A 26,439-nucleotide genomic window follows, 5' to 3' on the forward strand; every position below is an offset into this window, starting at 1 on the left:
AGTAGAGCGCGAGTCTGATGAACTTTGTTCAAGCGCGCTGCCACAGTTCGATGACAGTTTGATGAAGTGTGCCCAGCGGTCATGGTCGACACGCTTTGCAACATGAGACAAACTCACGCTATTCGTTTTCATCACAAATTGTCTTCATGGAGAGCCTGTGCTCGAGATCCGTCACCTCAAGACCCTGCACGCCCTGCGCGAAGCCGACAGCCTGGTGGAAGCCGCCGAGCGCCTGCACCTGACGCAATCGGCATTGTCCCACCAGTTCAAGGAGCTGGAAGAGCGCCTGGGCATGCCGTTGTTCGTGCGCAAGACCAAGCCGCTGCGCTTCACCAGCGCCGGTCTGCGCCTGCTGCAACTGGCCGACGCGACCCTGCCCTTGCTGCGCGGCGCCGAGCGCGATATCGCGCGATTGACCGGCGGCACGGCCGGGCGGTTGCACATGGCCATCGAATGCCACAGTTGCTTTCAGTGGCTGATGCCGACCATCGACCAGTTCCGCGATGCCTGGCCCGAAGTCGAGCTGGACCTGGCCTCCGGTTTTGCCTTTGCGCCATTGCCGGCCTTGGCCCGCGGCGACCTGGACCTGGTGGTGACCTCCGACCCGCTGGAACTGCCGGGCATCACCTATGTGCCGCTGTTTACCTACGAAGCCATGCTGGCCGTGGCCAACCAGCACGCGCTGGCGACCAAGGCGTATATCGTGCCCGAAGACCTGCTCACCGAAACGCTGATCACCTACCCGGTGGAACGTGACCGCCTGGACATCTTCACCCGTTTCCTGGAACCGGCCGACGTGGAACCGGCTCAGGTGCGCACGTCGGAGCTGACGGTAATGATGATGCAACTGGTGGCCAGCGGCCGTGGCGTGTGCGGCATGCCCCATTGGGCGCTGCATGAATACAGCTCGCGCGGCTACGTGAAGGCCAAGCGCCTGGGCGAAAAAGGCCTGTTTGCGACGTTATATGCGGGGATCCGTGCGGACATGCTGGACGCGCCCTACATGCGCGACTTTTTGCTGACAGCCAAGGACACGTCGTTTTCGACCTTGGATGGGGTGAGCGCGGTGCGCTGATTAACCCGCTGTCTGAATCAATCGGGTTGGAGTTCGCGCCACATGTGGATCTTGTCGAAGTACTCAAGGCCCACCCGCACGGCCAACGGCTCCAGGCCGTACTGGATAAAACCGCACCGTTGATAGAGCGCAAACGCGGCATCGTTGCCGGCGGTGACGGTCAGTTGAATCACCTTGAGGCCCGCCCGTTGGCGCGCCTCACCCAGCGCCGCCTCCACCAACCGACGGCCCAGGCCGTGGCGCTGATAGGCCGCGTTCACGTACATACCGAACAACGTCACCTTGTGCCGGGCCTTTTCCCGGGGTTCGAAGGCCAGGCCGACGATGCCCGCCAGCCGGTCATCCGCAAACGCGCCGAACAGCCGGTCCAGCGGGTTGTCCAGGCGTTTTTCCCACCAGCTCAACGGCATCGACGCGCGCTCGGCCACGCTGGAGGTGAACGCTTGGGGATAAACCCCATACGCCTCAAGCATCAATGCCCGATAAGCCTGGGCATCACTGGCCACCAGCGCGCGTATGAGCATCAGGCCGGCGTAGCCAGTGAGGCGCGATAGAACGGCAGGATCAGGTCCCGCGTCAGTGGCGCCAGGTGCAGGCCGCCGTCGCCCGCCGGGTCGATCCAGCAGACTTCTTCGATCTCGGCAGCCGGGCTCAGCGCCCCGTCGACCTGAACCTGGAACATTTCAGCGTGTACGGTGCAACCCGGCTCGTTGGCCGCCGGCGCCGAGAACTGCCCGAGGTAAAGGGCGTGTTCCGGGTCGATGTGCAGGTTCAGTTCTTCGTGCAATTCACGCGCCAAGGCTTGCGCGGGTTGTTCGCCGGCGTCGATCTTGCCGCCCGGTTGCATAAACGCCTGAGTGCCGCGCTTGCGCACCAGCAGGGTCTGGCCGTCGGCATTGATCAGGAGCGCGGCGGCGATGCGGATAGTCGTGGGCATAGGATAAAAGCCATCGATTCAAACAATGAGGGAACGCAGCTCACGCCTCGTCCGGTTCCTTGATAAATACGCTGTACTTGGCGCCTTCCATCGCTTCGAACGCGATGAGTTTGTCCACCAGCGGCAGGTTCAGCACCTTGCCGGCGTTGAGCAGCAGCATGCCGTTATCGGCATTGAGGTTGCGCGCCAGCACCATGCCGGCCTCCAGCTCGCGGGTGCTCAAGGCTTTAACGGTCGGGTCGCCCAGGGTCACGTCGCTGAGGAACGTGGCGCAGGCCAGGACGAAGTCTTCGACCAGGTCCGGGTCGTAAAGGCGCCCGGCATATTTGCGGATATAAAGCAGCGCTTCATCGCTGTTCAAATGGCGCTCAAGGATCAGCCCCTTCTGCAGCTCAATGAAATCCACCGCGAGTTTCAGCAGGCGCGAGCCAAACGGAATCGCGTCGCCCTTGAGGCGGTCGGGAAAGCCAGTGCCGTCCCAACGTTCCTGGTGATGGCGAATCATCCGCGCCGCATCCTTCATCGGCTCCAGGGTCATCAACAGCGACTCGCTCTGGGTCGGGTAGCCACGGTACCGCTCGCGATCAGTGCTATAGAGCTTGTCGACCGGCTCGTTCAGCATGCTGTCGCTCCAGCTCAGCTTGCCGATGTTGTACAGCGCGGCGGCCATCGCCAGGTCACGCGACGTGGCTTCGTCGATAAACTGGGCGGCGCAGTACACGCGCACCAGTTCGATCAGCGCGCGGTTGGTCTGTTTGGCCTTGGGCAGGCGCAGGTTGGCCAATAGCGAAAACACTTCGGTGCCGGTCACGTAGCTGCGCTTGAGCTCGTCGTAGGCCAGGTCGAGCATGTCGGCGGTCTGTTGCAGCTCACTGGTGCGCGCGGCCACGCGTTTTTCCAGGGTGGCATTGAGCGTCTTGAGTTGCTCGTTCTGCGCATGGGTCAAGCGTTCCAGGCGCTGGTGTTCCAGGGCCTGTTGCAGGATCAGCTTGAGTTCTTCGTCGTTCCAGGGCTTGGCGATATAGCGGTGGATCTGCCCGTCGTTAATCGCCTTGATGATCGTCGGCACGTCGGCATAACCGGTCAGCAGGATACGACTGGTGGTGGGGTACAACCGGTGCACCTCGGCCAACAACTGCGCGCCGTCCATGCCGGGCATGCGTGCGTCGCTCATCACCAGGTCGATGGGCTGGGCCGCCATGATCTCCAGGGCCTGGGCACCGCCGCCGGCGAGTACCACATCGAAAGGCTGGCCGCGTAACAGACGGCGCAGGCTGTTGAGGATCGACTCTTCATCGTCGACCAGCAAAATCGTGGGTTTGGTAGCGAGTTGTTCTTCCATGCCTGCGGCGCCTTCACATTAAACTGAATTGAGCTAGATTGAACCCGTGTGCCAAGCCGTCTTCCCTCGCTTTTGGCGCGGGGTTGATTTGACGCCAACTGGCCGTCAATTTCAAGGGAGCTGGACTATGCTGTCAAAGCAGCCCTGCCCCCCCGCTCAGAAGTAGAACCAAGGAAGGACTCGTTATGCCGTCGAACCTTTTGCCGTTGGGGATTGCGCCATGAACTCGGGTTCGGCACGCGCCAACCGGCGCATTTTGATCGTCGATGACACCGCCTCCATCCATACGGATTTCCGCAAGATCCTGTGTGCCGAGGCCGCGCACGAGCAGTCCCTGGACACCCTTGAAGAAACCCTGTTCGGCACCACCACGCCCCCACGCCAGGCGTTCATGCTCGACTCCGCCTACCAGGGCCAGGAAGCCCTGGCCCTGGTGAACCAGGCCCTGGCCGCCAACGCCCCCTATGCCATGGTGTTTATCGACATGCGCATGCCGCCCGGCTGGGATGGCCTGCAAACCATCGAACAGCTGTGGAACGTCGATCCCAACCTGCAAATCGCGTTGTGTACCGCCTATTCGGATTATTCCTTCGAGGCGATCGAAGCGCGGTTGAAGTTCAACGACCAGTTGCTGATCCTGAAAAAACCCTTCGACCAGCTGGAAATCCGCCAGATGGCCAGCGCCCTGACCTGGAAATGGCAGCTCGCCCAGGACGCCGCGCTCAAGGTCATCAGCCTGGAGCGCACCATCGAAGAACGCGTGCAGGAGCTGCTCAAGGTCTCGCACCTGTTGCAGTACGACGCCCTCACCCAGTTGCCCAACAGCACGCTGCTCGGTGACCGGCTGACCCAGGCCATGGCCCTCGGCCGGCGGCATGACACGCAATTGGCGGTGATGTTTATCGGGCTCGACCGCTTCAAGCGCATCAACAATGCCTTGGGGTATCCGGTGGGCGACGAGGTGCTCCAGCTGGTCAGCCAGAGCCTGGCCGCCAGCGTGCGCGAATCAGACTCGGTGTTTCGCTACGGCTCCGATGAGTTCGTGATCCTGCTCAATGATGTGCTGCATCCCCAGCAAACCCAGCACATTGCGCAGAAGGTGCTCATGGCCATCAGCGCCACCCGCCATGTCGCCGGGCATGACCTGAGCGTCACCGCCAGCCTGGGCATCAGCATTTACCCCAATGACAGCAACAATGCCGTGGTGCTGATCAAGCAGGCCGAAACCGCGATGCACACCAGCAAGGAACGCGGCCCGGACGATTTCAGCTTTTATACCGAAGACATGAACTTGCGCGCCCAGCACCAGCAAAACCTGGAAAGCGCCATTCGCCAGGCGCTGGAGCGCGATGAGTTCGTGCTGCACTACCAGCCCAAGCTGGCCCTCAAGTCCGGGCAGATCGTCGGTGCCGAGGCGCTGATACGCTGGTTTCAGCCGCGCTCGGGCTGGGTCAACCCGACCGACTTCATCCCGGTGGCCGAAGACAGCGGTTTGATTGTCCGCCTCACCCAATGGGTCCTGCGCCAGTGCCTGCGAGCAAGCGCAAAGCTGGAATGCGATGGGGCTGCCGGCGTTGCCCGTCTCGGTGAATATCTCGGCCATCGACTTTCGCCAGCGCGACTTTATCGACAATCTGGCCACCATCCTCAAGGAAACCGGGCTGCCCGCCCACCAGTTGGAACTGGAGATCACCGAAAGCGTGCTGATGCAAAACGTCGACGACACCGTGGAGACCCTGCACAAGATCAAGGCCATGGGCGTACGCCTGGCCCTGGATGATTTCGGTACCGGTTACTCCAGCCTCAGTTACCTGCGACGTTTTCCCATCGACGTGCTGAAAATCGACCAATCGTTTGTGCGCGGCTTGAACGTCAACAGCCAGGACGCACAGTTGATCAGCGCGATCATCGCCATGGGCAAGAGCCTGGAGCTGAACATCATCGCCGAAGGCGTGGAGACCGCCGAACAACTGGACTTCCTCAGGGCCCAGGACTGCGAAGAAGGCCAGGGTTTCCTGTTCAGCAAGGCGGTACCGGCAAAAGATTTCGCCCAGTTACTGCAGATGGGCTGCGCCATGCCGATAACCCGTCTATAGCCCCACGCTTGCAAGGAGTGCTCGCTTGAGCGAAGTCTCGATTTACGGTTTCGGCCTGGCCCTCATCGTGGGCTTTGCCTTGCCGGCGATGGCCGCGCCGCTGGACGAGGCACTCAAACCCTTGCCGGCGGTTCCGGTATTGGACGCGGCCAAGGTCGAGTTGGGCCGCCGACTGTTCAACGAACCGCGCCTGTCGGTGAACAACACGCTGTCCTGCGCCAGTTGCCATCGCCTGGAGACCGGCGGCGCCGATGACAAGCCGTTCTCCCTTGGCTTTGACGGCAAACCGGTAGGGATCAACACCCCCTCGGTGTTCAACGCCAGCCTGAATTTCAAGCAGTTCTGGAATGGCCGGGTGGACACGCTGGAAGCGCAGATCGAACAGGTGGTTATCAGCCCCGTGGAAATGGGCAGCGACTGGAAAACCGTGGTGCACAACCTCACCGACCTGCCCCTCTACCAGCGCGCCTTCAGCCAGGCCTACCCCGACGGCGTCACCGCCGCCAATGTGCAAAACGCCCTGGCCAGCTATGAGCGCACGCTGCTCACGCCCAACTCACGCTTTGACCAATACCTGCTGGGCAATACCGATATCCTCACCACCCAGGAAAAATACGGTTACCAGCGCTTCAAGGAATACGGCTGCATCGCCTGCCACCAGGGCATCAACATCGGCGGCAATATGTTCCAGAAGTTCGGCGTAATGGGCGACTACTTCAAGGCGCGTGGCAACCCGATCGAAGCGGACCTGGGGCGCTACCTGTTGACCCAGGACGAGGACGACCGCCACGTATTCAAGGTACCCAGCCTGCGCAATGTCGCCGTGACCGCGCCGTACTTTCACGATGCGTCGGCCAACACCCTGGCTGAGGCGGTGGATGTGATGTTCAAGTACCAGTTGGGGCGCAACCCGAGCCAGGAAGACAAAGACTTGATTATTCAGTTTCTCAAGACCCTGACCGGCGAATGGGCGGGCAAGCCTTTATGAGCAGACCGTCATGAGCTTCATCCGCCGCCACACCAGCTTGGTATTGCTCGGCCTGGTCGCCCTGTTGCTGGCCTCGACGCTAACGTTTCTGTACCTCAAATCATCCCGTGACCAGACGGCCAGCTACACCCAGTCGCGGGACTTGATCCGCCAGTTGCAGCAGCTCAATGCGCAGTGGGACAGCGAGGTGCTCAAGGCCCGTATCGCGATCACCCACAACTACGACCCACTGGTGACACCGCTGGCGGAAATGACCCGACTGTGGGCCGACCTCAACAACCGGGGGACGTACCACAGCCTGCAAGACCTGGCGCGCTGGCAGGCCAGCCACGCGGCTTACCAGGTCGCGATCCAGGAAAAAGCGCGGTTGGTGGACCAGTTCAAGTCCCACAACGCGGTGCTGCGCAACTCGCTCGCGTTTCTACCCACCGCCGAAGACGACATCCAGGCGGAGTTCAATCGCATCGACGGGGAAGGCCGACTGCAACTGCAAGGCGTGGCCAGCGACACCTACGACCTGCTGCTCAGTAGCCTGGAGTTCGCCCAGGTCACCAGCGACGAACGCGCCGCCGATATCCTCGTGGACCTGGGCAAACTGGCGATCAACAAAGAGCGCCTGCCCAGCGATTTCCAGGCCCCGGTGGAGATCCTCAGCAACCACATCTCGCTGATTCTGCGCGAACAGCCGGTGGTTAATACCTTGCTCGAACGCATTGCCGCCGTGCCTGTGGCCGAGCGCCTGGACGACTTGACCACCCACCTCGACCAGGACCAGCAAGCGGCGGACCTGAGCGACGATCAATACCACCGCTACCTGCTGATTTTCTCGACCTTACTGGTGGTGGTGCTGGTGTACCTGGCGGTGCGCCTGCTGCGTAGCTTCGCCGAGATCAACCGGGTCAACCGCGCCTTGCAGGCGGCCAACGAAACCCTCGAACAACGGGTGGAGCGGCGCACCCAGCAACTCAAGGATGCACAGAGCGAACTGCTCGACAGCGCGCGCCAGGCGGGCATGGCGGAGATCGCCACCAACGTGCTGCACAACGTCGGCAACGTACTCAACAGCGTGAACATCTCCGCCGACATCGTTACCCGCAAGCTGCGCAGCAGCAAAGCGCTGGGCCTGGGCAAGGCCATGCAGTTGATCAACGAGCACCGGGGTGACCTGGGCGCGTTTCTCACTGAGCATGAAAAAGGCAAGCTGCTGCCCGACTATCTCAACCAACTGGTGGAGGCCATTGCCGTCGAACAGCAAGGCATGACCGACGAGCTGGCACAACTGAGCAAAAGCGTCGACCACATCAAGGACATCGTCTCGACCCAGCAATCCTATGCCGGTGCGTCCACCCTGCTGGAACCGGTACACATCAGCGCCTTGATGGAAGACGCCCTGCGCATGAACGCCGGCGCGCTGAGCCGTCACAACGTCACGGTGGTCAAGGAGTATGGGCAGGTCCCGGAGATCATGGCGGACAAACATCGCCTGCTGCTGATCATGGTCAACCTGATCAGCAACGCCAAGTACGCCATGTCCAACCTCAGCGACCGGGCGCGGCAGATAACCCTGGCGGTCAAGCAACTGGAAGACAACACCGTGCAGATCAGCGTGAAGGACGACGGCGAAGGCATCCCCGCCGAAAACATGACGCGCATCTTTACCCACGGTTTTACCACCCGCAAGGAAGGCCACGGCTTCGGTTTGCACAGCTGCGCCCTGGCCGCCGTGGAAATGCATGGCCAGCTCAGCGCACACAGCGACGGGCCCGGCCTGGGCGCGGTGTTCACCTTGACGATCCCTATGACCCCTGCCGGAAGCCCCCTATGAACCAACCCCCTAACCGGCGCATTTTGCTGATCGACGACACCCCGTCGATTCACGATGACTTCCGCAAAATCCTGATGCCCGCCGTTGAGACCAACCAGGCGCTGGATGACATGGAGTCGGCGCTCTTCGGTGACACCAATGCCCCCACGGCGCAACCCTTTGACTTGCACTCGGCCTATGGCGGCGAAGAAGGCTTGCAATTGTTGACCACCGCGATGGCCGACAAACGCCCCTATGCCCTGGCATTTGTCGACATGCGCATGCCCCAGGGCTGGGACGGCGCCAAGACCATCGAAGAGTTGTGGAAAGTCGACCCCGGCCTGCAAGTGGTGGTGTGCACCGCGTATTCGGATTATTCCTGGGACGAACTGCTGCACCGCCTGAACGGCCACGACCGTTTACTGATCCTGAAAAAACCGTTCGATAACATCGAAGTGCAGCAGATGGCCAATACCCTGGCCAACAAATGGGACATGGCCCGTCGCGCCTCGCTGCAAACCGCGCACCTGGAACAGCTGGTTGAACAGCGCACCCAGGCGCTGCAAGTGGAAATCGACGAACGCAAGCAACTCGAAAGCCAACTGGTGCAGTCGGAAAAACTCGCCTCGCTGGGGCAACTGGCAGCAGGCGTGGCCCATGAGATCAACAACCCCGTGGGGTTTATCTCATCCAACCTCAGCACCCTGGACGGCTACTTCACCCAACTGCAACAGATGCTGGACGCTTACCTGCGCGCCGAAGAAAGCCTTGCGCCGGGCGAACAACGCGATCAGCTCAAAGCCTTGCGCAATGAGCTTGAGCTGGATTTTCTCAAGGACGACATACCGATCCTGATCCGCGAATCCAAGGAAGGCATCGGCCGCGTGGTGCAGATCGTCAAGGACCTGAAGAACTTCTCGCGGGTGGACAATGACCAGACCTGGCAATTCGCCAATCTGCAACAAGGCATCGATTCCACGCTGAACATCGTCGCCAGCGAACTCAAGTACAAGACCGACGTGGTGAAACACTACACGCCGCTGCCGGAAATCGAATGCCTGGCCTCGCAGCTCAATCAAGTGGTGATGAACCTGGTGGTCAACGCGGCGCAAGCCATGGGGCCGGAACGCGGCACCATTACCATCAGCAATGGCGTGGAGGGCGAGAACATCTGGCTGGAGGTAGCGGACAACGGCTGCGGGATCAGCCCGGACACGGTGCAGAAAATCTTCGACCCGTTTTTCACCACCAAACCGGTGGGCGAAGGCACGGGCCTGGGGTTGTCACTCTCCTACGGCATCGTCAAGAAACACCGCGGCGATATCTCGGTGAGCAGCGAGCTGGGCAAGGGCACTACGTTTCGGGTGGTGTTGCCGATTCGGCAGACGGCGGCGTAGGGCCTGGCTCAAACGCGAACGTCGTGGATAAAAACAGCCCGCACGGTCTATGCGCAGCTGCGCAAATGCTTGGTTGAAAGCACACACGCTGTTTTCAATCGGCTGACAGGCGCAGAATGCCGCATCGACCTGCAGAGTCCGAACCCAAGGAAACCGTATGAGCCTGTCCTTGCTAAGCCGCTACGCCTTCTTTGCCGTGTGCGTCATTTTCACCCTCGCCAGCCTCCCCTTTATCGAACATGAATGGCTATGGCCCATCAGCCTGGTCACCGGCCTGCTGAGCCTGATCGGCCTGTTCGACCTGCTGCAAAGCCCCCACGCGGTACGCCGCAACTACCCGATCCTGGGCAATATCCGTTACCTGGTGGAAGCCATCCGCCCGGAAATCCGCCAGTACCTGCTCGAATCCGACAGCGACGCCCTGCCCTTCTCCCGGGCCCAACGCTCGCTGGTGTATTCGCGCGCCAAGAATGAAACCGCCGACAAACCCTTCGGCACCTTGATCGATGTGTACCAGTCGGGCTTCGAATTTATCGGCCACTCCATGCGCCCCGCGCCGCTGAGCGACCCCAGCGCGTTTCGCGTCATGGTCGGCGGCCCGCAGTGCACGCAGCCGTACTCGGCCTCGGTGTTCAATATTTCGGCGATGAGTTTTGGCTCATTGAGCGCCAATGCAATCCGCGCGCTCAACAAAGGCGCCCAGCTGGGTAACTTCGCCCACGACACCGGCGAAGGCAGTATCAGCCCGTACCACCGCGAAAACGGCGGCGACCTGACCTGGGAACTGGGCAGCGGCTACTTCGGCTGCCGCACCCGCGACGGTCGTTTCGACCCGGAACGCTTCGCCGCGCAGGCGCAGGACCCGCAGGTACGCATGATCGAAATCAAGATGAGCCAAGGCGCCAAACCCGGCCATGGCGGGATCCTGCCCAAGCACAAAGTGACCCAGGAAATCGCCGAAACCCGCGGCATCCTGATGGGTGAAGACTGTGTCTCACCGTCGCGCCACAGTGCGTTTTCCACGCCGATCGAGCTGATGCAGTTCATTGCCCAACTGCGTGAACTGTCCGGCGGCAAACCGGTGGGCTTCAAGTTCTGCCTGGGCCACCCGTGGGAATTCATGGGCATCGCCAAGGCCATGCTCGAAACCGGCATCCTGCCCGACTTCATCGTGGTCGACGGCAAGGAAGGCGGCACCGGTGCCGCGCCCGTGGAGTTCACCGACCATATCGGCGTGCCGCTGCGTGAAGGCCTGTTGTTCGTACACAACACCCTGGTGGGCCTGAACCTGCGCGACAAGATCAAGCTGGGCGCCAGCGGCAAGATCGTCAGCGCATTCGACATCGCCAGTGTCCTGGCCATCGGCGCCGACTGGGCCAACTCGGCGCGCGGCTTTATGTTCGCCATCGGCTGCATTCAGTCGCAAAGCTGCCACACCAACAAATGCCCCACCGGCGTCGCCACCCAGGACCCACTGCGCCAACGCGCGCTGGTGGTGCCGGACAAGGCCCAGCGGGTGTTCAACTTCCACCGCAACACGCTCAAGGCCCTGGCCGAAATGCTCGCGGCGGCCGGGCTGGATCACCCTTCGCAACTCTCGGCCAAGCACCTGGTACGGCGCATGTCGGCCACCGAGATCAAACTGTTTTCGCAGTTGCACATCTTCCTCAAACCCGGTGAATTGCTCACGGGTGAAGTGAACGGCCAGTTTTATTCACGCATGTGGCAGATGGCGCGGGCGGATAGTTTTGAGCCGCGAGAAGTGGAAGCGGCATAACGCGAATACATGCGCCCATCCAACGATGGGCGACTGTGCATCAATCTCGCTTGAACTGCTCCGTGTAGTCCTCGGGATCGGCCCTGTACTTGAGCGTAATAAAACCACTGTCACCGACCACGCAGATTGCATAAAACGGATTATTCACAACGGTCTTGCACGGCTGTGTTTTCAGCGCATTTATCTCGGCCTGAAAACCCTTGAAGTAGCCATTCACAACGTTGGTTATACCGATCCTTGGAAAAAATTCCGGAAACAACATGGCATTCGAGCTACTTAAAATATAACGCTGCACCGGCATCTGCGTCATTGCGCCGTGGGCGCCAGGAATCCAATTGACCGACACCGGATGGGACAAATAGTAAAACACCTTCTTGGTATTAAGCTCGTTGTATGACATCAGGTCATAGGCAATATAAGTGGCCGTTGCAGTTTGCAATTCCTTCTTCGCTATCAGCACCTGACCATAGGCATAGCACAACGAAAACATGAAAACCGTCGGCACCACTAAGACACAGGTTGCGCTCTTGAACACGCGAATAAACAACTCATGACTCAGCAAAAACACAAACACCAGCACCACCGAAAATCCAATATAGTTTCGCGCATCCACATCATCCCCGACGAGCAGCAACATGACGCCAGGCACACATAAAGCGAGGATTGGAACGACCAAAAGATACAAGACGCTTATCACCGCTTTGCCAAGGATGCTTCCCGTCATCTCGGGAATCTGCTTGACCACGATCAAATAGCTGGTAGCCGCAGCCGCCAACAGTACAACGGCAATAGCCCACAGCACGGGGTTGAATAACAGCATCACCTTGTCCAGGGTAAACATCAGCTTGGCGCCGACTTGCTCCAGCCAGTAGCTGTCCAGCGGCAGGAACCGGCCGCGCTCACTGCTCGCAGACTGAAAGGCCGTGAGGAAATAAATCACCCCGCCCACTGTCAGTTGCAGGCCCCGGACTAGAACCGCCGACAACACATCCTTGACCGGAAGTTTGTTTCTAACACTCCACACAAACTCAACGACGCACAGCCCCACAAATACACTTACGGTCAGTTGATATAACCCCAGGACAACAGCAATCAACAGGGCCGAGACGGCACAGCGCAAGCCCGTGGATTTGGCATTATTGGTGAGTGCATAGAGAGCGGCTGCCACCGCCAACACCATTCCTGGCCCATCATATTGATAGGTCAGATTCCCCAGGAAAAACGGATTGCACAATAGCGGTAAGAACACCAGGCAGGTCATCAGCGAGGGTCGCGAAAAGAAGTACAACGTCACACTGGTCATCGCTGTAGCAATGACCAACATGGCTATCAACAGAGGCAGTGGGAACATATTTATCTTGGCCGGCGCGAACGAAAGGCCCTTGAGCATAAAATCCAGCAAGATTCGGCCCTGGTCGCGCCAAAGATCATATTCCAATAACAGCGATCGCCAGTTGTCGTCGATATACCGGAAATCGGCATGAATAACAGGAAACGCATACAGCATCGACGCTGCTAGGAAAAAACCAAAGACTTCCCGCCTGCTCAATACCCTATTGGCCCACATTGCTCACGTCCTCACATTCATTTCCTTGGACGGCCTGCCTCACTACCTCTTGCACCACATACCGCGGCCGATGCTTGGCCTCCATATAAATGCGCCCCACATACTCCCCCAATATGCCGATTCCTATCAGTTGCACCCCACCCAGAAACAAGATCGCCGTCATCACCGACGGATACCCCGGCACGTCATTGCCGAACAGCACTTTGTCCATCACCAGAAACCCCGCATACACCAGCGCCAGCAGCGAGATACAACCGCCGATATAACTCCACAACCGCAGCGGCACGGTGCTGAATGAGGTGATGCCGTCCAACGCCAGGTTCCACAGTTTCCACGCGTTGAACTTGCTCTGGCCGTTGCTGCGGGGGGCGCGGTCGTATTCGACGATGGCCACGCGAAAGCCCGCCCAGGACAGCACGCCCTTCATAAACAATTGCTGCTCGGGCAATGCCTTGATCACGTCCACCACCTTGCGGTCCATCAGCCGGAAGTCGCCGACGTTTTCTTCGATGTGGGTGTAGGCGATGCGGTTGAGCAGGTGATAGAACAGCGACGCGCTGTGGCGCTTGAGGTAGCCGTCGCTGACGCGATTGCGACGTTTGGCCAGCACCACATCAGCGCCTTTTTGCCATTCGGCAACCAACTGCGGGATGACCTCGACCGGGTCTTGCAGGTCCGCGTCGATGGGGATCACGGCGTCACCCGTGGCGTACTCCAGCCCGGCGAACAGTGCCGCTTCCTTGCCGAAGTTGCGCGAGAAGTTGATCAGCACCACGTTGCTGTCGGCCAGGGCAATCGCGCCGGCGTATTCGGCGGTGCGGTCGGTGCTGCCATCGTTGATCAGCACCATCTGCACGGTGTGGCCATGCAGCGTCGACTCCTGGCGAACGACGCGGTAGAACTCGCCCACCGCCTGTTCCTCGTTAAACAGCGGCACCACCAGCGAGATCCTCACCGCGCACGCTCACGAAACACCACCAGGCGCGAAAGCAGGAACCCCCAGACCAGGCTCACCAGCGAAAACACCAGCACCGTGACCAGCCCGGGCACGCGCCAGTGGTCGCCCAGCCAGCCCACGCCCAGGCTCAAACCGCCCAGGCACAACATGAACAGCCCATAGCGGGGCAGCGAGGCCGGCATGGCGAAGGTGTAGAGCGCATTCATATAAAAGGAGAACGACGCCGCCACGCAAAAGGCGAAGAGGTTGCTCATGGCCTGACTGAACTCGAACGCGGCCCTGAACACGAAAAACAGCTGCCAATGGATCACCGTGTTGGCGATGCCAATCACTGTGTAGCTGGAGAAGCCCTTCCACAGTCTGTTCATACCGTCGTCCTATTGCGGCTGAGCTCAGCAAGCCACAGCCCCGAGCGGTGCGTCTACTGTCAGATCTAACAGGTACGCCGCCTGCGCAATTGAGACATTCTGTAATACCCAACCTTTGCAATTGCTTACAAATCCCGCCAACCTGCGCCCGCCCGACGCACGGCGTATGACATCGGCGACGCCTTTCGGTCCTTACTAAACCCTTTGTTCAAGAGCCCGCTGCCATGCTGAACGGACGCGACCCGCGCATCGATTTTTTTCGCGGCCTGGCGTTGATCTTCATTTTCTGGGATCACGTGCCCCACAACCCCCTCGGCCAGATTACCCTGCGCAATATCGGCTTCAGCGATGCGGCGGAGGTGTTCGTGTTCCTCGCCGGCTACGCCTCGGTACTGGCCTATGGCAAGGTCTTGCAGCGCGAGGGTTATTGGATGGCCGGCCTGAAGATCCTGCGGCGCACCTGGGTGTTGTACGTGGTGCATATCTTTTTGTTGGCGATCCTGATGGGCATCGTGTTCTTCGCCAACAGCAAGGTGGAAACCCGCGACCTGGTCCAGGAGATGGGCTTGACGCACTTCATCACCAACCCGCAGCAAGCCCTGACCGATGAGTTGTTGCTGCGCTTCAAACCCAACCTGATGGACCCGCTGCCGCTGTATATCGTGCTGCTGGCCGGCCTGTCGCTGGTGCTGCCGTTGATGCTGCGCTACACGGGGGCGGTGGTGGCCGTGTCGGCCACCGTGTATTTACTGGCGCCCTGGATGGGCTGGAACCTGCGCGCGATTGCCGACGGTGTGTGGTACTTCAACCCGGTGACCTGGCAGTTGCTGTTTGTACTCGGCGGCGCGGCGGCGCTACATGCCGACCGGCCGCGCCCGGTGAAACCCCGTGGGCTGTGCAGGCAACCGCTGTTCATCGTGGCCGCCGCCTATGTGCTTGCCGCAGGCGTGATCACCCTGTCCTGGCGTTGGCCCGAGGTCCACGACGCGTGGATGCCGCCCGCACTCAGCAACCTGCTCTACCCGATCAGCAAGACCGACTTGTCGCCGGTGCGCTTGCTGCACTTTTTGGCACTGGCCTATGTCACCGCCAAACTGCTGCCGGGCCGCGCCTGGACAGAGCATTGGCTGGCCCGGCAAACCTGCCGCATGGGGCGTTTTTCCCTGGAGGTGTTTTGCCTGGGCGTGCTGCTGGCGCCGTTGGCGGACATGGTCAACGCGCTGGCCGGTGATGCCTTCGTCATGCAGCTTTTCACGGCGCTGGTGGGCGCCGGCTTGATGGCGCTGCTGGCGGCCTGGCTGGAGCTGAACAAGCGGTTGAGCCAACACCCTCAGAGTGCCTAGGCCTCTTTTTACTTCATGAGTCGTTTCAACAGCAGCGCCTGCAGGTTTTTTCGGGTGTCGCCAATGATGTGGATGTAGACCGTATTGTCGCGAATTTCGTAGATGATCCGGTTCATCCCGCTGACCACCTGCCGATACTGGATGAGATTCAACCTCTCAATCTCTTCAGGTACCGGGCCCGCATAAGGCAGCGTTTCGAGACAGCGCAGGGCCTGCTTCAACGACTCATAGGTGTGTTGCCAGGTCGATGTCGAAAACTGACCGATCAGGTAGGACTTAATGTCTTTCAGGTCGCTTTTGGCCGAATGCAACATCACGACTCTGAACGTCATTGACCATCATCCTTGTCCAGTTCCGCGAACACGTCCTCCAGGTCCTGAAACTGCTGGTGTTCAATCTGTCGATTACCCAAGGCCAGCAGCTTCAACAAGGCCATGGTTTCTGCCTGTTCTTCGAAACTTTTTACATCCATTACCACCAGCTTGGCTTCACCGTTTTGGGTGATAACCAGTGGTTCGCGGCTTTCCGTGAGCGTTTTAACGATTTCAGCCGTGTGGCTTTTCAAATAGCTGATCGGTTTTATCTGAGATGAAAACTTCATGGGTTGGCCCTCGCCTGGCAGTGCGACCGATTTTAGTCTTAATTCAGTTACAGATAGGCAGGTACCGACGAAAGGCCGGCATTCAAGCCCAAAAACCCACCTGCAAAAAAAACAAAAAGCCCCGATCCAGGGGCTTTTTGTTAGGCATTGGGCGGTCAGGCCTCTGAGCGTGCCGCCGTTTGGGTCGGCTGCAACTTGAACACGTAGAACAACACGGTCAGCAGCACCAGGAACGCGGGGCCGATGTACAACGCCACGCGCGTGTCCGGGAAGTACGCCATCAAGCCCACCACCAGCACCAGGAAGGCCAGGGCCAGGTACGAGCTGACGGGGTAGAGCCACATGCGGTATTTCAGGGCCTTTTGTTCGGCCGGGCTGAGGCTCCGGCGGAATTTGAGTTGCGCCAGCAGGATCATCACCCAGGTCCAGATCGCGCCGAAGGTGGCAATCGAGGTTACCCACACAAAGACTTTTTCGGGCACCAGGTAGTTGAGCAACACGCCCAGCAGCAAGGCAAAAATCGACAGCAGCAGCGCCCGGCGCGGTACGCCGTTGCGGGAGGTGGTGGCGAACGTCGCCGGCGCCTGGCCGTTTTGCGCCAGGCTGTAGAGCATGCGCCCGGTACTGAAAATGCCGCCGTTGCAGGACGACAACGCCGCCGTGATCACCACGAAGTTGATGATTCCCGCCGCCGTCTTGATGCCCAGGCGCTCGAAGGTCATCACGAAGGGGCTGCCCTGGGTGCCGATTTCATTCCACGGGTAGATCGACAGGATCACGAACAACGCGCCGACATAGAACAACAGGATGCGCCAGAACACCGAGCCGATGGCATTCGGTATGGTCTTTTGCGGGTTGCGCGCTTCGCCGGCGGTGAGGCCGATCATCTCCACGCCCAGGTACGCGAACATCACCATTTGCAACGACATCAACACACCGGTCACGCCATTGGGCATAAAGCCGCCATGGGCCCACAGGTTGGAGACGCCCAACGCCACGCCATCGTTGCCGAAACCGAAAGCGATGATGCCGACGCCGCCGATGACCATGGCGATGATCGTGACGATCTTGATCAGGGCGAACCAGAATTCGAATTCACCGAAGGCCTTTACCGCGATCAGGTTGATGGTGCCCATGCTCACCAGGGCGGCCAGCGCCCAGATCCAGCGCGGCACATCGGGGAACCACACGCCCATATACACGGCCACGGCGGTGATCTCGGCGACGCACGTTACCAGCCACAGGAACCAGTAGTTCCAGCCGGTGAGAAAACCCGCCAACGGGCCGAGATAGTCCTGGGCGTAGCGGCTGAACGAGCCGGCCACCGGGTTGTGTACGGCCATCTCACCGAGGGCGCGCATGATCACCAGAATCGCCAGGCCGCCAATGATGTAGGAAAGCATGATCGCCGGGCCGGCCATTTCGATGGCCTTGGCCGAACCTAAAAACAGACCGACGCCGATACAGGCACCGAGCGCCATCAAGCGAATATGCCGTTCGCCGAGTTCGCGTTTGAGCGGGCCGCCTTGAGCGGTCTCGCCGTGGGGCAGGTGATTGCCTACGGGCATAAGGTTACAACCTCGTCTTGTTATTGGAGATGAGTGGCGGAGCATTGGCCGATCAGCCGTCACTTCACGCCGACGCTGCGGCTTTGTGAGCCAAAACGCCGGCGAGTATTGCACAGCCTTGGTGCACGGTCATTCCCCTGCCTTGGTCGTAAGCGCTCTGGCACGGGCGATTCCGGCAGCCTTGCGTGGCGCCGGCGCCGACAAAAATTCCTGAGCGGCGCCAATCTGCGACTAAGCTTCAGACAAGTCCGATCAATCTGCTTGAAGGGATCAATCGACTATGGGCGCTCTGCGGCACACCGATTCGAGCAAGGCTGCGATTCTTGACGTCGGCCCGGATTATCTGCCGCAAAAAACGCCCCCGCGCCGTTACGGGCGGCGGCTGTTCTGGCTGATCGTGCTGATGGTCCTCGCCGCCCTGGGCTATGCCCTTTCCCGCGAAATGGGCACCTCCCGCTGGCAGGCCCGCCAGCTCAGCCGGTGGGCCGCCGACCTCGACTATCGCCTCGCCCCAGGCGCCAGCGACGCCCAGGTGTACCCCGGCGCCGGCCCTTTTGACAAACGCCTGGGCTACAGCGACCTGCCGCAATTGCTGCCGCGGTTGATCAAGCGCGATTATGTGATCGTCGAGCAGGCGCGCTTCTCCGCTGCCTTGCTCGATTACACGCGCCACGGCCTGTTCGTGCCCTATGCGGAAAAAATCCAGGCGGGCCTGTCGATCACCGATTGCCGCGCCGCACCGCTGTACCACTTCAACTACCCGCAGCAGCTTTATAACGACTTCGCCGCCATCCCGCCGCTGGTGGTCAACAGTTTGCTGTTTATCGAGAACCGCGACCTGCTCGACCCTGCGCGCCCCCAGGCCAACCCGGCGGTCGACTGGCCGCGTTTCGGCATGGCGGCGTGGTCGCAAGTGGCGCGGGTGCTGAACCTGCCCGGCCAGAGCGCGGGCGGCAGTACCCTGGCGACCCAATTGGAAAAATACCGCCACTCACCCGACGGCCTGACCCAAAGCGGCGGCGAAAAGATCCGCCAGATGCTCTCCGCCAGCGTGCGCGCCTACGCCAACGGCCCCGACACCGTGCACGCCCGGCAAGCCATCGTGCGTGACTACCTCAACAGCGTGCCGTTGTCGGCGGTGCCCGGCCACGGCGAGGTGCACGGCATGGCCGAAGGCTTGCGCGTGTGGTACGGCGCCGACTTCGTGCAGGTCAACCAGGCCTTGAGCAGCCGCGCGCAAGACGCACCCAGCCTGGCGCAACGCGGCCTGGCCCTGCGCCAAGTGCTGTCGTTGATGATCGCCCAGCGCAGGCCCTCCTATTACCTGACCAAGGGTCGCGACGACCTGGCGCAACTGACCGACAGCCACTTGCGCCTGCTGGCCCAGAACGGCGTGCTGGAACCGGCATTGTTGACGGCGGCACTGGCAAGCAAGGTGCGCTACCGCGATTGGCAACAACAGCCGACCCTGCAGATGATCGACACCAACAAAGGCATCAGCGCTGCCCGCAGCCGGTTGGCGGCTTTGCTTGACCGCCCGCTGTACGACCTGGACCGCCTTGATTTGTCGGCCACCAGCACCTTGCAGGGCCAGTTGCAGGAACAGGTCACGGCGTACCTCAAACACCTCGCCGACCCCGTCTACGCCGCTGAGGTCGGCCTGCTGGGCGAGCGCCTGCTCACCCCGGCCAGCACGCCACAAGTGCGCTACAGCTTTACGCTGTTCGAACGCACCGCCGATGGCGCACGCGTGCGGGTGCAAACCGACAACACCGACCAACCCTTCGACATCAACGAAGGCAGCAAACTGGAACTGGGCTCTACCGCCAAACTGCGGGTGCTCACCACTTACCTGCAAATCGTCGCGCAACTGCATGATCGCTACGCGGCCTCGACACCCGCCGCGCTGAAAAAAATCGAGGTCGCCGAACACGACAACATCAGCCGCTGGGCCCTGGATTACCTGCGGCAAAACCCCGGCAAGCCGTTGGCCGACATGCTCGACGCGGCGCTCAACCGCACCTATTCGGCCAGCCCCGGCGAGGCGTTTTTCACCGGCGGCGGCCTGCACCGTTTCCACAACTTTCGCAACGAAGACAACGGCCGCAACCCGACCCTGCGCGACGCCTTGCGCGAATCGATCAACTTGCCGTTCATCCGCCTGATGCGTGACCTGGTGCGCTACAGCACCTACACCAGCGCCAACAACAGTGCGCAGTTGCTCAAGGACGACAGCGAACCGCGCCGCCAGGAATACCTGGCGCAATTCGCCGACCGCGAGGGCACCACGTTTTTGCTCAAGTTCTGGAAGAAGTACCAGAAAAAAGACACCCAGGCGCGCCTCGAAACGTTCCTCGACGGCCTGCACCCCACGGCCATTCGCCTGGCGGCGGTGCACCGCTATTTGCTGCCCGAGGCCAGCCGCGAGAGCTTCAACCGCTTCGTCCGCTCGCGCCTGGCCGGCGCGAAAAACCAACAGCCGCTGACCGACAAGCGCCTCGACGCGCTCTATGACAGTTACGGCCCCGGCGCCTACGACCTGCCCGACCAAGGCTACATCGCCAAGGTGCACCCGCTGGACCTGTGGCTGCTGGGCTACCTGATCAATCACCCCGACGCGACGTTCAGCGAGATCGTCAAAGCCAGCCAGTTCGAGCGCCAGGAAGTCTACAGCTGGCTGTTCAAGAGCCGCCATCAAAGCGCCCGCGACAGCCGTATCCGCACCATGCTGGAAGTCGAAGCGTTCCTGGATATCCACCAACGCTGGAAGGCCGTCGGTTACCCCTTCGACCATCTGGTGCCGTCGCTGGCCACCGCCATCGGCAGCTCCGGCGACCGCCCCGCCGCGCTGGCCGAGTTGATGGGCATCATCCTTAACGACGGCGTGCGCATCCCGGTGCTGCGTATCGACAGCCTGCACTTTGCCGCCGGCACGCCCTACGAGGTGCGCTTGATCAACGACCCCAACCGGGCGCGCCGGGTGATGCCGTCTGAAGTCGCGACGGCCCTGCGCGGGGCGTTGTCCCAAGTGGTCGACGCCGGTACCGCCAAACGCGTGGCCGGCAGCTTCAAACTGGACGACGGCACGCCGCTGGCCATGGGCGGCAAGACCGGCACCGGCGACAACCGCATCGAAGCGATCGGCGCGGGCGGGCGGATTCTCAGCTCCAAGTCGATCAACCGCACCGCCACCTTTGTGTTCTACATCGGCGACCACCACTTCGGCACGCTGACCGCGTTCGTACCGGGCAGCACCGCGCAGAACTTCAAATTTACCTCCGCATTGCCGGTGCAAGTGCTCAAGGGCATGGCCCCGCTGCTGATGCCGTATCTGCAACCCGCCGGGCCTCTGCGCTGCGCGGTTCAATAACCGATGAGTGCGCCAATTATTTGCACTTTTATCCATTTTTCGAGGGATAGGCTGATGATTTAACCCCACCGGAAAACCCGCCCCATGCCCGAACTTCCCCGCACCCAGCGCGTGGCCCAAAGCGACAAAGGCCCGCATTACGCACTGATCAACAACACCGCGCCCGACTGGCTGAAAAACGCCGACCTGGAACGCCTTCACCCACTCAGCGAGTTGGTGCTGCAACGGCCCACCTGGTACGCCACCGCCACCGCGCAGCAGCATGCCACTTTGAAGGCCCTCAACGGCCAGGCCTGGGCCGCGCAAAATACCTTGGATACAAAACTGCGCCCGGTGCAGGACGTGTATGCCTTCGCCGAGCCGTTGCTCAAGCGCGCCATCAAAGACCAATACGCGCTGGACCTGGACGTCAAAACTACTTACCTGCGCATTTACACACCGAAAAAACTGCCCTGGTACGCCCTGGAACTGTCCAATGGCGTGACCTCCCGAGACGTGTCGCTACTGGACGCGGCGCTGCATAATTTTGCCGGCCACGAAACCTTCGAACGGTACTCCTGCTACATCACCCGCCCAGACTATCGGGGCCACTTCAGCATCCTGCACCACGAACGCACAATGAGCCTTGAGCAGTTCAAGACCCTGTGCCGCGAGCTGGACCTGGGTGCGCGCTATCAACAGCATCTCAAGCAATTCCTGTTGCCCGATGAGCCGGTGGCCCAGGGTTACCTGCAAGGGCTGGTCACCGCCAGCCAGAAGGCCACGCTCAAGGCCGCCGCGCAGATGGCGTTGATGAACAACGACCTGCAAGCATCAGCCTATGCGGTGGTGATGGGGGTACTCGATGGCACGGAACAACACGCCACGTTCTATCAACTGAGCATGCTCGACACTCCGCTGACCGGGATCCTGTTGATCTCTACCGACCTGGACCGCGCGGCCAGCGTGGCGAAGGTCATCGCGTATATCCCCAACGACCCGGCCAGCCCGCTCAAGCAGTACGCCTCCAGCAGCGAGTTCGTGATGGACTTGTCGCGCCGCTTGCAACTGAACGCGCCGCTGCCTTCCAGCAAACACTTGCCACAACACACCTACCAACAGTTTTTCAGCCAGTTCGTGCCGCACGCGCGGCGCGGTCTGTTCTTCGCCACGCTGACCGAGCACCTGTACAGGGTGCAATGGCATGAGCGCAGCCCCCTGGACCCGGCCCCCGCGTGGTGTGAGGACCCGGTCGACAAGCCATTCCTGAAATTCGAGGCAACGAAGATAAAAGGCGCGCTGTGGCCGCATCTGTATCAGGCCAGCTTCAACAAAATCCTCAATGATGGGCGCAGCCTTGCCGTGTCCACCGCCCAGGCCGACAGCCAGGAGCGCCGCAGTTGGTGGGACAACGTGCTGAAGATCGCGTCGGACCTGTTCAACGTGGCGCTGCTGGTGGTCACCCCGTTCGTGCCGGGGCTGGGCGAGTTGATGCTGGCCTACACCCTGTATCAACTGACCGACGATGTGCTCGAAGGCATCGTCGATCTCAGCGAAGGCCAGGCCGGTGAAGCGGCGCAGCACGTGATCAGTGTGGTCACCGACGTCTTGCAGCTCGCGCTGATGGGCACCGGCGGGGTGCTGGCCAAGGAGGTGTTGTTCAAACCTTCTGCCTTTGTTAACAGCCTCAAAGCGGTACAAGTGAATGGCCAAACGCGCTTGTGGAACCCGGACCTGGCGCCTTATGTACGCAATGACCTGCACCTGCCCGAGGGCAGCCGGCCCGATGCGCTGGGCCTGCATGCACATCAAGGGCAAACAGTCGTGCGCCTGGAAGAGCGGCACCTGGTGCTCGAACACGATGCGCAGAGCAACACCCACCGTATCCAGCATGCGACCCGGCGCGGCGCCTATTCGCCGTTGATCGAACCCAACGGCAGCGGCGCCTGGGTGCATGAGGGTGAAGACCCCTGGGCGTGGGACGACGCGCAACTGCGCGGCCGCCTCGGGCACGGCACCCAGGCGCTGGACGCCCGGCAAGTGGAAGAGGCCTGCAGCATCAGCGGCACCGACGACAGCGCGCTGCGCCAGATGTATGTCGAACTCAAGCCCACCCCGCCGCTGTTGGCCGATACGCTCACGCGCATGCACATGTTTGACCAGGCCAAGCAATTGCCCCAGAAAATCCGCAACGGCGGGCTCACGCAGGAAGAGTTCAACTGGTCGGCACAATTGAGCAGCGAGCTGAAAAACTGGCCGTCGGATAAAGCCATCAAGGTATTTTACGAGCCCGATTTAACCGGTTATCACATCACCTACGGCACGGCGAGCGATGCGGCCCACACGCTCAACATCAGCCATCAAGACATCAACGCCGGCGTGCTGCCCGAACGGCTCGTGGGGTTTCTAACCGAGGCCGAACTGCAAGCCCTGCTGCCCGCGCCCCTGCCCGACACCCCGGCGGCACGCACCGCAGCGCTGCGCGACCTGTTGGCGACCAAAGTGGCCAGCGAGCACATCTCGATCTTCAACCACCTCTACAGCACCCATGAAGTGCTTAACACCGCGCCTGCGCAACTGCTGCGCAGGCGCTACCCCCAACTGCCGGCCGAGTTGATACAACGCCTGATGCTGCGCGTGTCACCCGACGAAGTGAAGGCGATGGGCGATGAGCAGCGCATCCCCTTGCGGGTGAGCAACCTGGCCACTGAGCTGCAAAACGAAAGCATCGCCAGCCATGCCTATGAAGGGTTCTACAACGATGAGCTGATCACGCCGGACACCGAGCGCATGGTGCTGAACATCCTGCGCCGCCATCGCGATACCCTCGGCGATGTGAACATCAGCCTTTACCAGCACTCGCCCGCCGGTCGCTTGCGCGCCCAGGCCGGGCCGCAGGATGCCGGCACGCAAATCGTGTTGTTGCGCAAAGACGACGGCCGCTACCAGGTGCGGGGGCAAACACCCGCCGCGCACTATGACCTGTTCGAAGCGCTGCTGCGGGCCTTGCCCGCCGACAGCGTCGACTACGTACCCGGCCAGGGAAGGTTGTTCAAGCGGTGGCTCAAAGACCAGCTGCAGGCGCCGGCCGAGCGGCGTACCGCGCTGGAGGCCCCGAGCCTGCGCAAGCCCGACCCACGCGTGACGCAAAAACTGCTGCAAAAACCGATGTTCGGCGCCTTCCGCCGGGTGTTCACCCCCGCCACCCCGCCGACCACGCAAGAACGCGTCGCCAAACTGTTCCCGCGGCTGCGTGCGGAACCGGCGCAAACCCTGCTCGACGAACTCGCCGCCCTGGAAAACGGCGACCAGATCCTGGAGGCCCTGGAAACCGAAAAACGCCAGTTGCAGGAAGACTTCAAGCGCTGGAAACGGCGCCCCACCCAGGCCGCGCAATACAGCGAACAGGCCGAGAACGAAACCTATATGCGCGACCGCATCATCGACGACCTGGTCGAGTGCTGGGAGGCGCGCGCGGATGGCCGTGTCACCGCCCAGGGCTTGATGCCGCGCGGACGGCTACTGGATTTGTCCGAGAAATGGTTGGGGCGCTATATCCGAAGCCTGGGGAGGATGCGGGCCAATTTCGACCACGTCACCGTGTTGAATCTGATGAGCACCGGGTTCATGTCCGGCGACGTCGGGTTTCTGGACAACTTTCCCAACCTGCGCGGCCTGGACCTGAGCAATAACGTACTCTTCAGCGTGCCCACGCAAATGACCACCCTGCGCGATCTGGTGACCGTCGACCTGAGCCACAACCCGATTACCTGGAGCCACATGGACTTCACGCAACTGTACGAATGCCGGAACCTTGAGTACCTCAACCTGCAGGACCACCCGGACCTGAAGGTGGCCCCCGATCTGCGTAGCCTGCCTCACCTCAAGCAACTGGTACTGCGCAATACAGGCGTGACCGAATGGCCGCTGGGTATGGAAGTGCCGCGCGCACACCCGCTGGAGCTGAACCTTCTGAACACCGGCGTCAAACAGATACCGGTCCTGCCCGAAGGCTCACCTGCGATAGACGTGATCGCTCATAGCTGGCTGGACCGCGCCGCGCTGACCAATGCCGACGAAGCCCGTTTCGTCGCTTACCGACGCGCCTCCGGCATCGACCCCTATCGCACCCTGCCCGCGGGGGACCCGGAAGACAGCGAGTATTGGCTGGACGAGATGAAACCAGAACTGCTCGACGAGGCCAGAGCGCTGTGGAACACACTGGAAAACCAGCCCGGCTCTCAAGGCTTTTTTGAGATCCTCAAGCTGCTCCGGCCGTCGCAAGTCATGCAGACCGAGGCAGACCGAAAGCTGTTCAAGAAAGGCCGCAAAGACCTCAAAGACCGGGTCTGGGACGTGCTGGTCGCCATCGACCGTGACCCCCAACTGCGCGAACGGTTCTTCGCCGAAGCCAGTGCCCCCGTCAATTGTGCCGATGCGGGTGCGCAGGTCTTCAACAAGCTGGGGATCGAAACGCTACTGGCCGATATCCTTCAGGATTCAACCGAGCAAGGCCTGGCCACGCGGGACAACAAGCTGGTCGAACTGGCCTGGCAGACCTGGCGATTGAAGCAGCTCAATGAGTTCGCCAAGCAAGACATCATCCGGCGCACCCAACCCGTGGCACAGGGTGGCCTGGGGCTGGGGTTCGGCAGCGGCGCGCTGGAGGTCGACGAGGTGCAGGTGTATCTCGCTTACCAGACGGGCCTGAAGACGCGGCTGGACCTGCCTTGGCTGTCCGAACACATGGCCTACCGTAACACCGCCAAAGTGACCCGCGACCAACTGGATGCCGCCTACCAATCGGTGATCAGCGCCGCGGCCAATGACGGGGCGGTCAAGGGGGTGCTTGATCAAGACTTCTGGCGCGATCACCTGGAAGACAAGCATGCCGATCAATACGCAGCGCGACGGCGCGAACGCGATGACGCCGGCGGCGAACTTGCGGACTTGCTCGACGAGCAAAAAGAATGGGCCGCCACCGAGACCACGCCCGAGCGCAAGGCCCAGTTGCGCACCCAGATCGTGCGCAGGCTTAACGAGTTCAAGCGCATGGGCCTGAAGATTGCCGACAGCACGATCCTGGTCGACCACGCCTTGTCGGATGCCACCGTGCAAAAATTGTATGAAGAGGTGCAGCGCCCCTACCGGGAACTGGGCATTCGCCTCACACGCGAAGCGCTGCAAAATGCCGGGCTGTAAATAGCTACTTTTCACTCCTGATTAGTCGGCGCAAACGCCGCTGTTCGGCGCTTTTTACACCCAGATT

At 61.1% G+C, this 26,439-nt stretch carries 17 protein-coding genes and 1 pseudogene; 9 read left to right on the forward strand and 9 right to left on the reverse strand.

The features are described from left to right. The first annotated feature begins 157 nt into the window (after nucleotides 1–157). On the forward strand, nucleotides 158–1,075 hold the full coding sequence (metR, locus tag AB4O23_RS26665) for a transcriptional regulator MetR (RefSeq protein WP_460150319.1): 918 nt from the start codon (nucleotides 158–160) through the stop codon (nucleotides 1,073–1,075). A 17-nt stretch (nucleotides 1,076–1,092) separates the two neighbouring features. Here metR and AB4O23_RS26670 read toward each other — a convergent pair whose 3' ends face one another. Genes AB4O23_RS26670 through AB4O23_RS26680 form a run of 3 tightly spaced genes read right to left on the reverse strand, consistent with a single transcriptional unit; the run spans nucleotide 1,093 to nucleotide 3,354 of the window. Beyond that, on the reverse strand, nucleotides 1,093–1,599 hold the full coding sequence (locus AB4O23_RS26670; protein ID WP_017526323.1) for a GNAT family N-acetyltransferase: 507 nt from the start codon (nucleotides 1,597–1,599) through the stop codon (nucleotides 1,093–1,095). Then, nucleotides 1,599–2,012 (reverse strand): NUDIX hydrolase, encoded by a 414-nt coding sequence (locus AB4O23_RS26675; RefSeq protein ID WP_017526322.1) that lies wholly within the window; start codon nucleotides 2,010–2,012, stop codon nucleotides 1,599–1,601. The genes AB4O23_RS26670 and AB4O23_RS26675 overlap by 1 nt, the downstream gene beginning before the upstream one ends. Nucleotides 2,013–2,052: 40 nt before the next feature. Further along, nucleotides 2,053–3,354 (reverse strand): HD domain-containing phosphohydrolase, encoded by a 1,302-nt coding sequence (locus tag AB4O23_RS26680; protein ID WP_460150321.1) that lies wholly within the window; start codon nucleotides 3,352–3,354, stop codon nucleotides 2,053–2,055. A 220-nt stretch (nucleotides 3,355–3,574) separates the two neighbouring features. On the opposite strand from AB4O23_RS26680, the pseudogene AB4O23_RS26685 reads away from it, so the two are divergent. The 5 genes and pseudogenes from AB4O23_RS26685 to AB4O23_RS26705 all read left to right on the forward strand — a co-directional run bounded on the left by AB4O23_RS26685 (nucleotide 3,575) and on the right by AB4O23_RS26705 (nucleotide 11,416). After that, nucleotides 3,575–5,450: pseudogene (locus AB4O23_RS26685) on the forward strand (putative bifunctional diguanylate cyclase/phosphodiesterase). Nucleotides 5,451–5,475: 25 nt separating this feature from the next. After that, a complete protein-coding gene (locus tag AB4O23_RS26690) occupies nucleotides 5,476–6,438 on the forward strand; it encodes a cytochrome-c peroxidase (protein WP_068937532.1) in 963 nt (320 codons plus the stop codon). Nucleotides 6,439–6,448: 10 nt separating this feature from the next. Next, nucleotides 6,449–8,263, forward strand: a complete 1,815-nt coding sequence (locus tag AB4O23_RS26695) for a DAHL domain-containing protein (RefSeq protein ID WP_460150323.1) — start codon at nucleotides 6,449–6,451, stop codon at nucleotides 8,261–8,263. After that, nucleotides 8,260–9,639 (forward strand): ATP-binding protein, encoded by a 1,380-nt coding sequence (locus AB4O23_RS26700; RefSeq protein ID WP_460150325.1) that lies wholly within the window; start codon nucleotides 8,260–8,262, stop codon nucleotides 9,637–9,639. The genes AB4O23_RS26695 and AB4O23_RS26700 overlap by 4 nt, the downstream gene beginning before the upstream one ends. Nucleotides 9,640–9,796: 157 nt before the next feature. Then, nucleotides 9,797–11,416: an FMN-binding glutamate synthase family protein gene (locus AB4O23_RS26705; RefSeq protein ID WP_017526316.1), complete on the forward strand. Its 1,620-nt coding sequence runs from the start codon at nucleotides 9,797–9,799 to the stop codon at nucleotides 11,414–11,416. A gap of 40 nt (nucleotides 11,417–11,456) precedes the next feature. On the opposite strand, the gene AB4O23_RS26710 is transcribed toward AB4O23_RS26705, so the two are convergent. The 3 genes from AB4O23_RS26710 to AB4O23_RS26720 are packed head-to-tail and all read right to left on the reverse strand — an operon-like array spanning nucleotide 11,457 to nucleotide 14,309. Beyond that, complete coding sequence (locus AB4O23_RS26710) at nucleotides 11,457–12,983, reverse strand: glucosyltransferase domain-containing protein (protein WP_065877213.1); 1,527 nt, start codon at nucleotides 12,981–12,983, stop codon at nucleotides 11,457–11,459. Beyond that, on the reverse strand, nucleotides 12,970–13,938 hold the full coding sequence (locus tag AB4O23_RS26715; protein WP_065877214.1) for a glycosyltransferase family 2 protein: 969 nt from the start codon (nucleotides 13,936–13,938) through the stop codon (nucleotides 12,970–12,972). The genes AB4O23_RS26710 and AB4O23_RS26715 overlap by 14 nt, the downstream gene beginning before the upstream one ends. Beyond that, entirely contained in the window at nucleotides 13,935–14,309 is a 375-nt protein-coding gene (locus AB4O23_RS26720) for a GtrA family protein (RefSeq protein WP_065877215.1), read from the reverse strand. Before AB4O23_RS26720 ends, AB4O23_RS26715 begins: the two co-directional genes overlap by 4 nt. A gap of 224 nt (nucleotides 14,310–14,533) precedes the next feature. On the opposite strand from AB4O23_RS26720, the gene AB4O23_RS26725 reads away from it, so the two are divergent. Continuing rightward, nucleotides 14,534–15,652: an OpgC family protein gene (locus AB4O23_RS26725; protein WP_460150327.1), complete on the forward strand. Its 1,119-nt coding sequence runs from the start codon at nucleotides 14,534–14,536 to the stop codon at nucleotides 15,650–15,652. Nucleotides 15,653–15,660: 8 nt separating this feature from the next. Here the strand turns inward: AB4O23_RS26725 and AB4O23_RS26730 are convergent, their stop codons facing one another. From AB4O23_RS26730 to AB4O23_RS26740, 3 genes are all read right to left on the reverse strand, one after another. Continuing rightward, entirely contained in the window at nucleotides 15,661–15,984 is a 324-nt protein-coding gene (locus tag AB4O23_RS26730; protein WP_135196511.1) for a type II toxin-antitoxin system RelE/ParE family toxin, read from the reverse strand. Continuing rightward, on the reverse strand, nucleotides 15,981–16,253 hold the full coding sequence (locus tag AB4O23_RS26735; protein ID WP_017526310.1) for a type II toxin-antitoxin system Phd/YefM family antitoxin: 273 nt from the start codon (nucleotides 16,251–16,253) through the stop codon (nucleotides 15,981–15,983). Before AB4O23_RS26735 ends, AB4O23_RS26730 begins: the two co-directional genes overlap by 4 nt. A gap of 155 nt (nucleotides 16,254–16,408) precedes the next feature. Continuing rightward, nucleotides 16,409–17,821, reverse strand: a complete 1,413-nt coding sequence (locus AB4O23_RS26740) for an amino acid permease (RefSeq protein ID WP_017526309.1) — start codon at nucleotides 17,819–17,821, stop codon at nucleotides 16,409–16,411. A 280-nt stretch (nucleotides 17,822–18,101) separates the two neighbouring features. Between AB4O23_RS26740 and AB4O23_RS26745 the strand changes: the two genes are divergently transcribed. Together AB4O23_RS26745 and AB4O23_RS26750 are read left to right on the forward strand one after the other, a co-directional pair. Next, complete coding sequence (locus AB4O23_RS26745) at nucleotides 18,102–21,191, forward strand: transglycosylase domain-containing protein (protein ID WP_135196512.1); 3,090 nt, start codon at nucleotides 18,102–18,104, stop codon at nucleotides 21,189–21,191. 84 nt (nucleotides 21,192–21,275) lie between these two features. Next, nucleotides 21,276–26,372 (forward strand): NEL-type E3 ubiquitin ligase domain-containing protein, encoded by a 5,097-nt coding sequence (locus AB4O23_RS26750; protein ID WP_460061381.1) that lies wholly within the window; start codon nucleotides 21,276–21,278, stop codon nucleotides 26,370–26,372. Nucleotides 26,373–26,439 lie beyond the last annotated feature (67 nt).

The organism is Pseudomonas sp. H2_A10 (genome assembly GCF_054680085.1).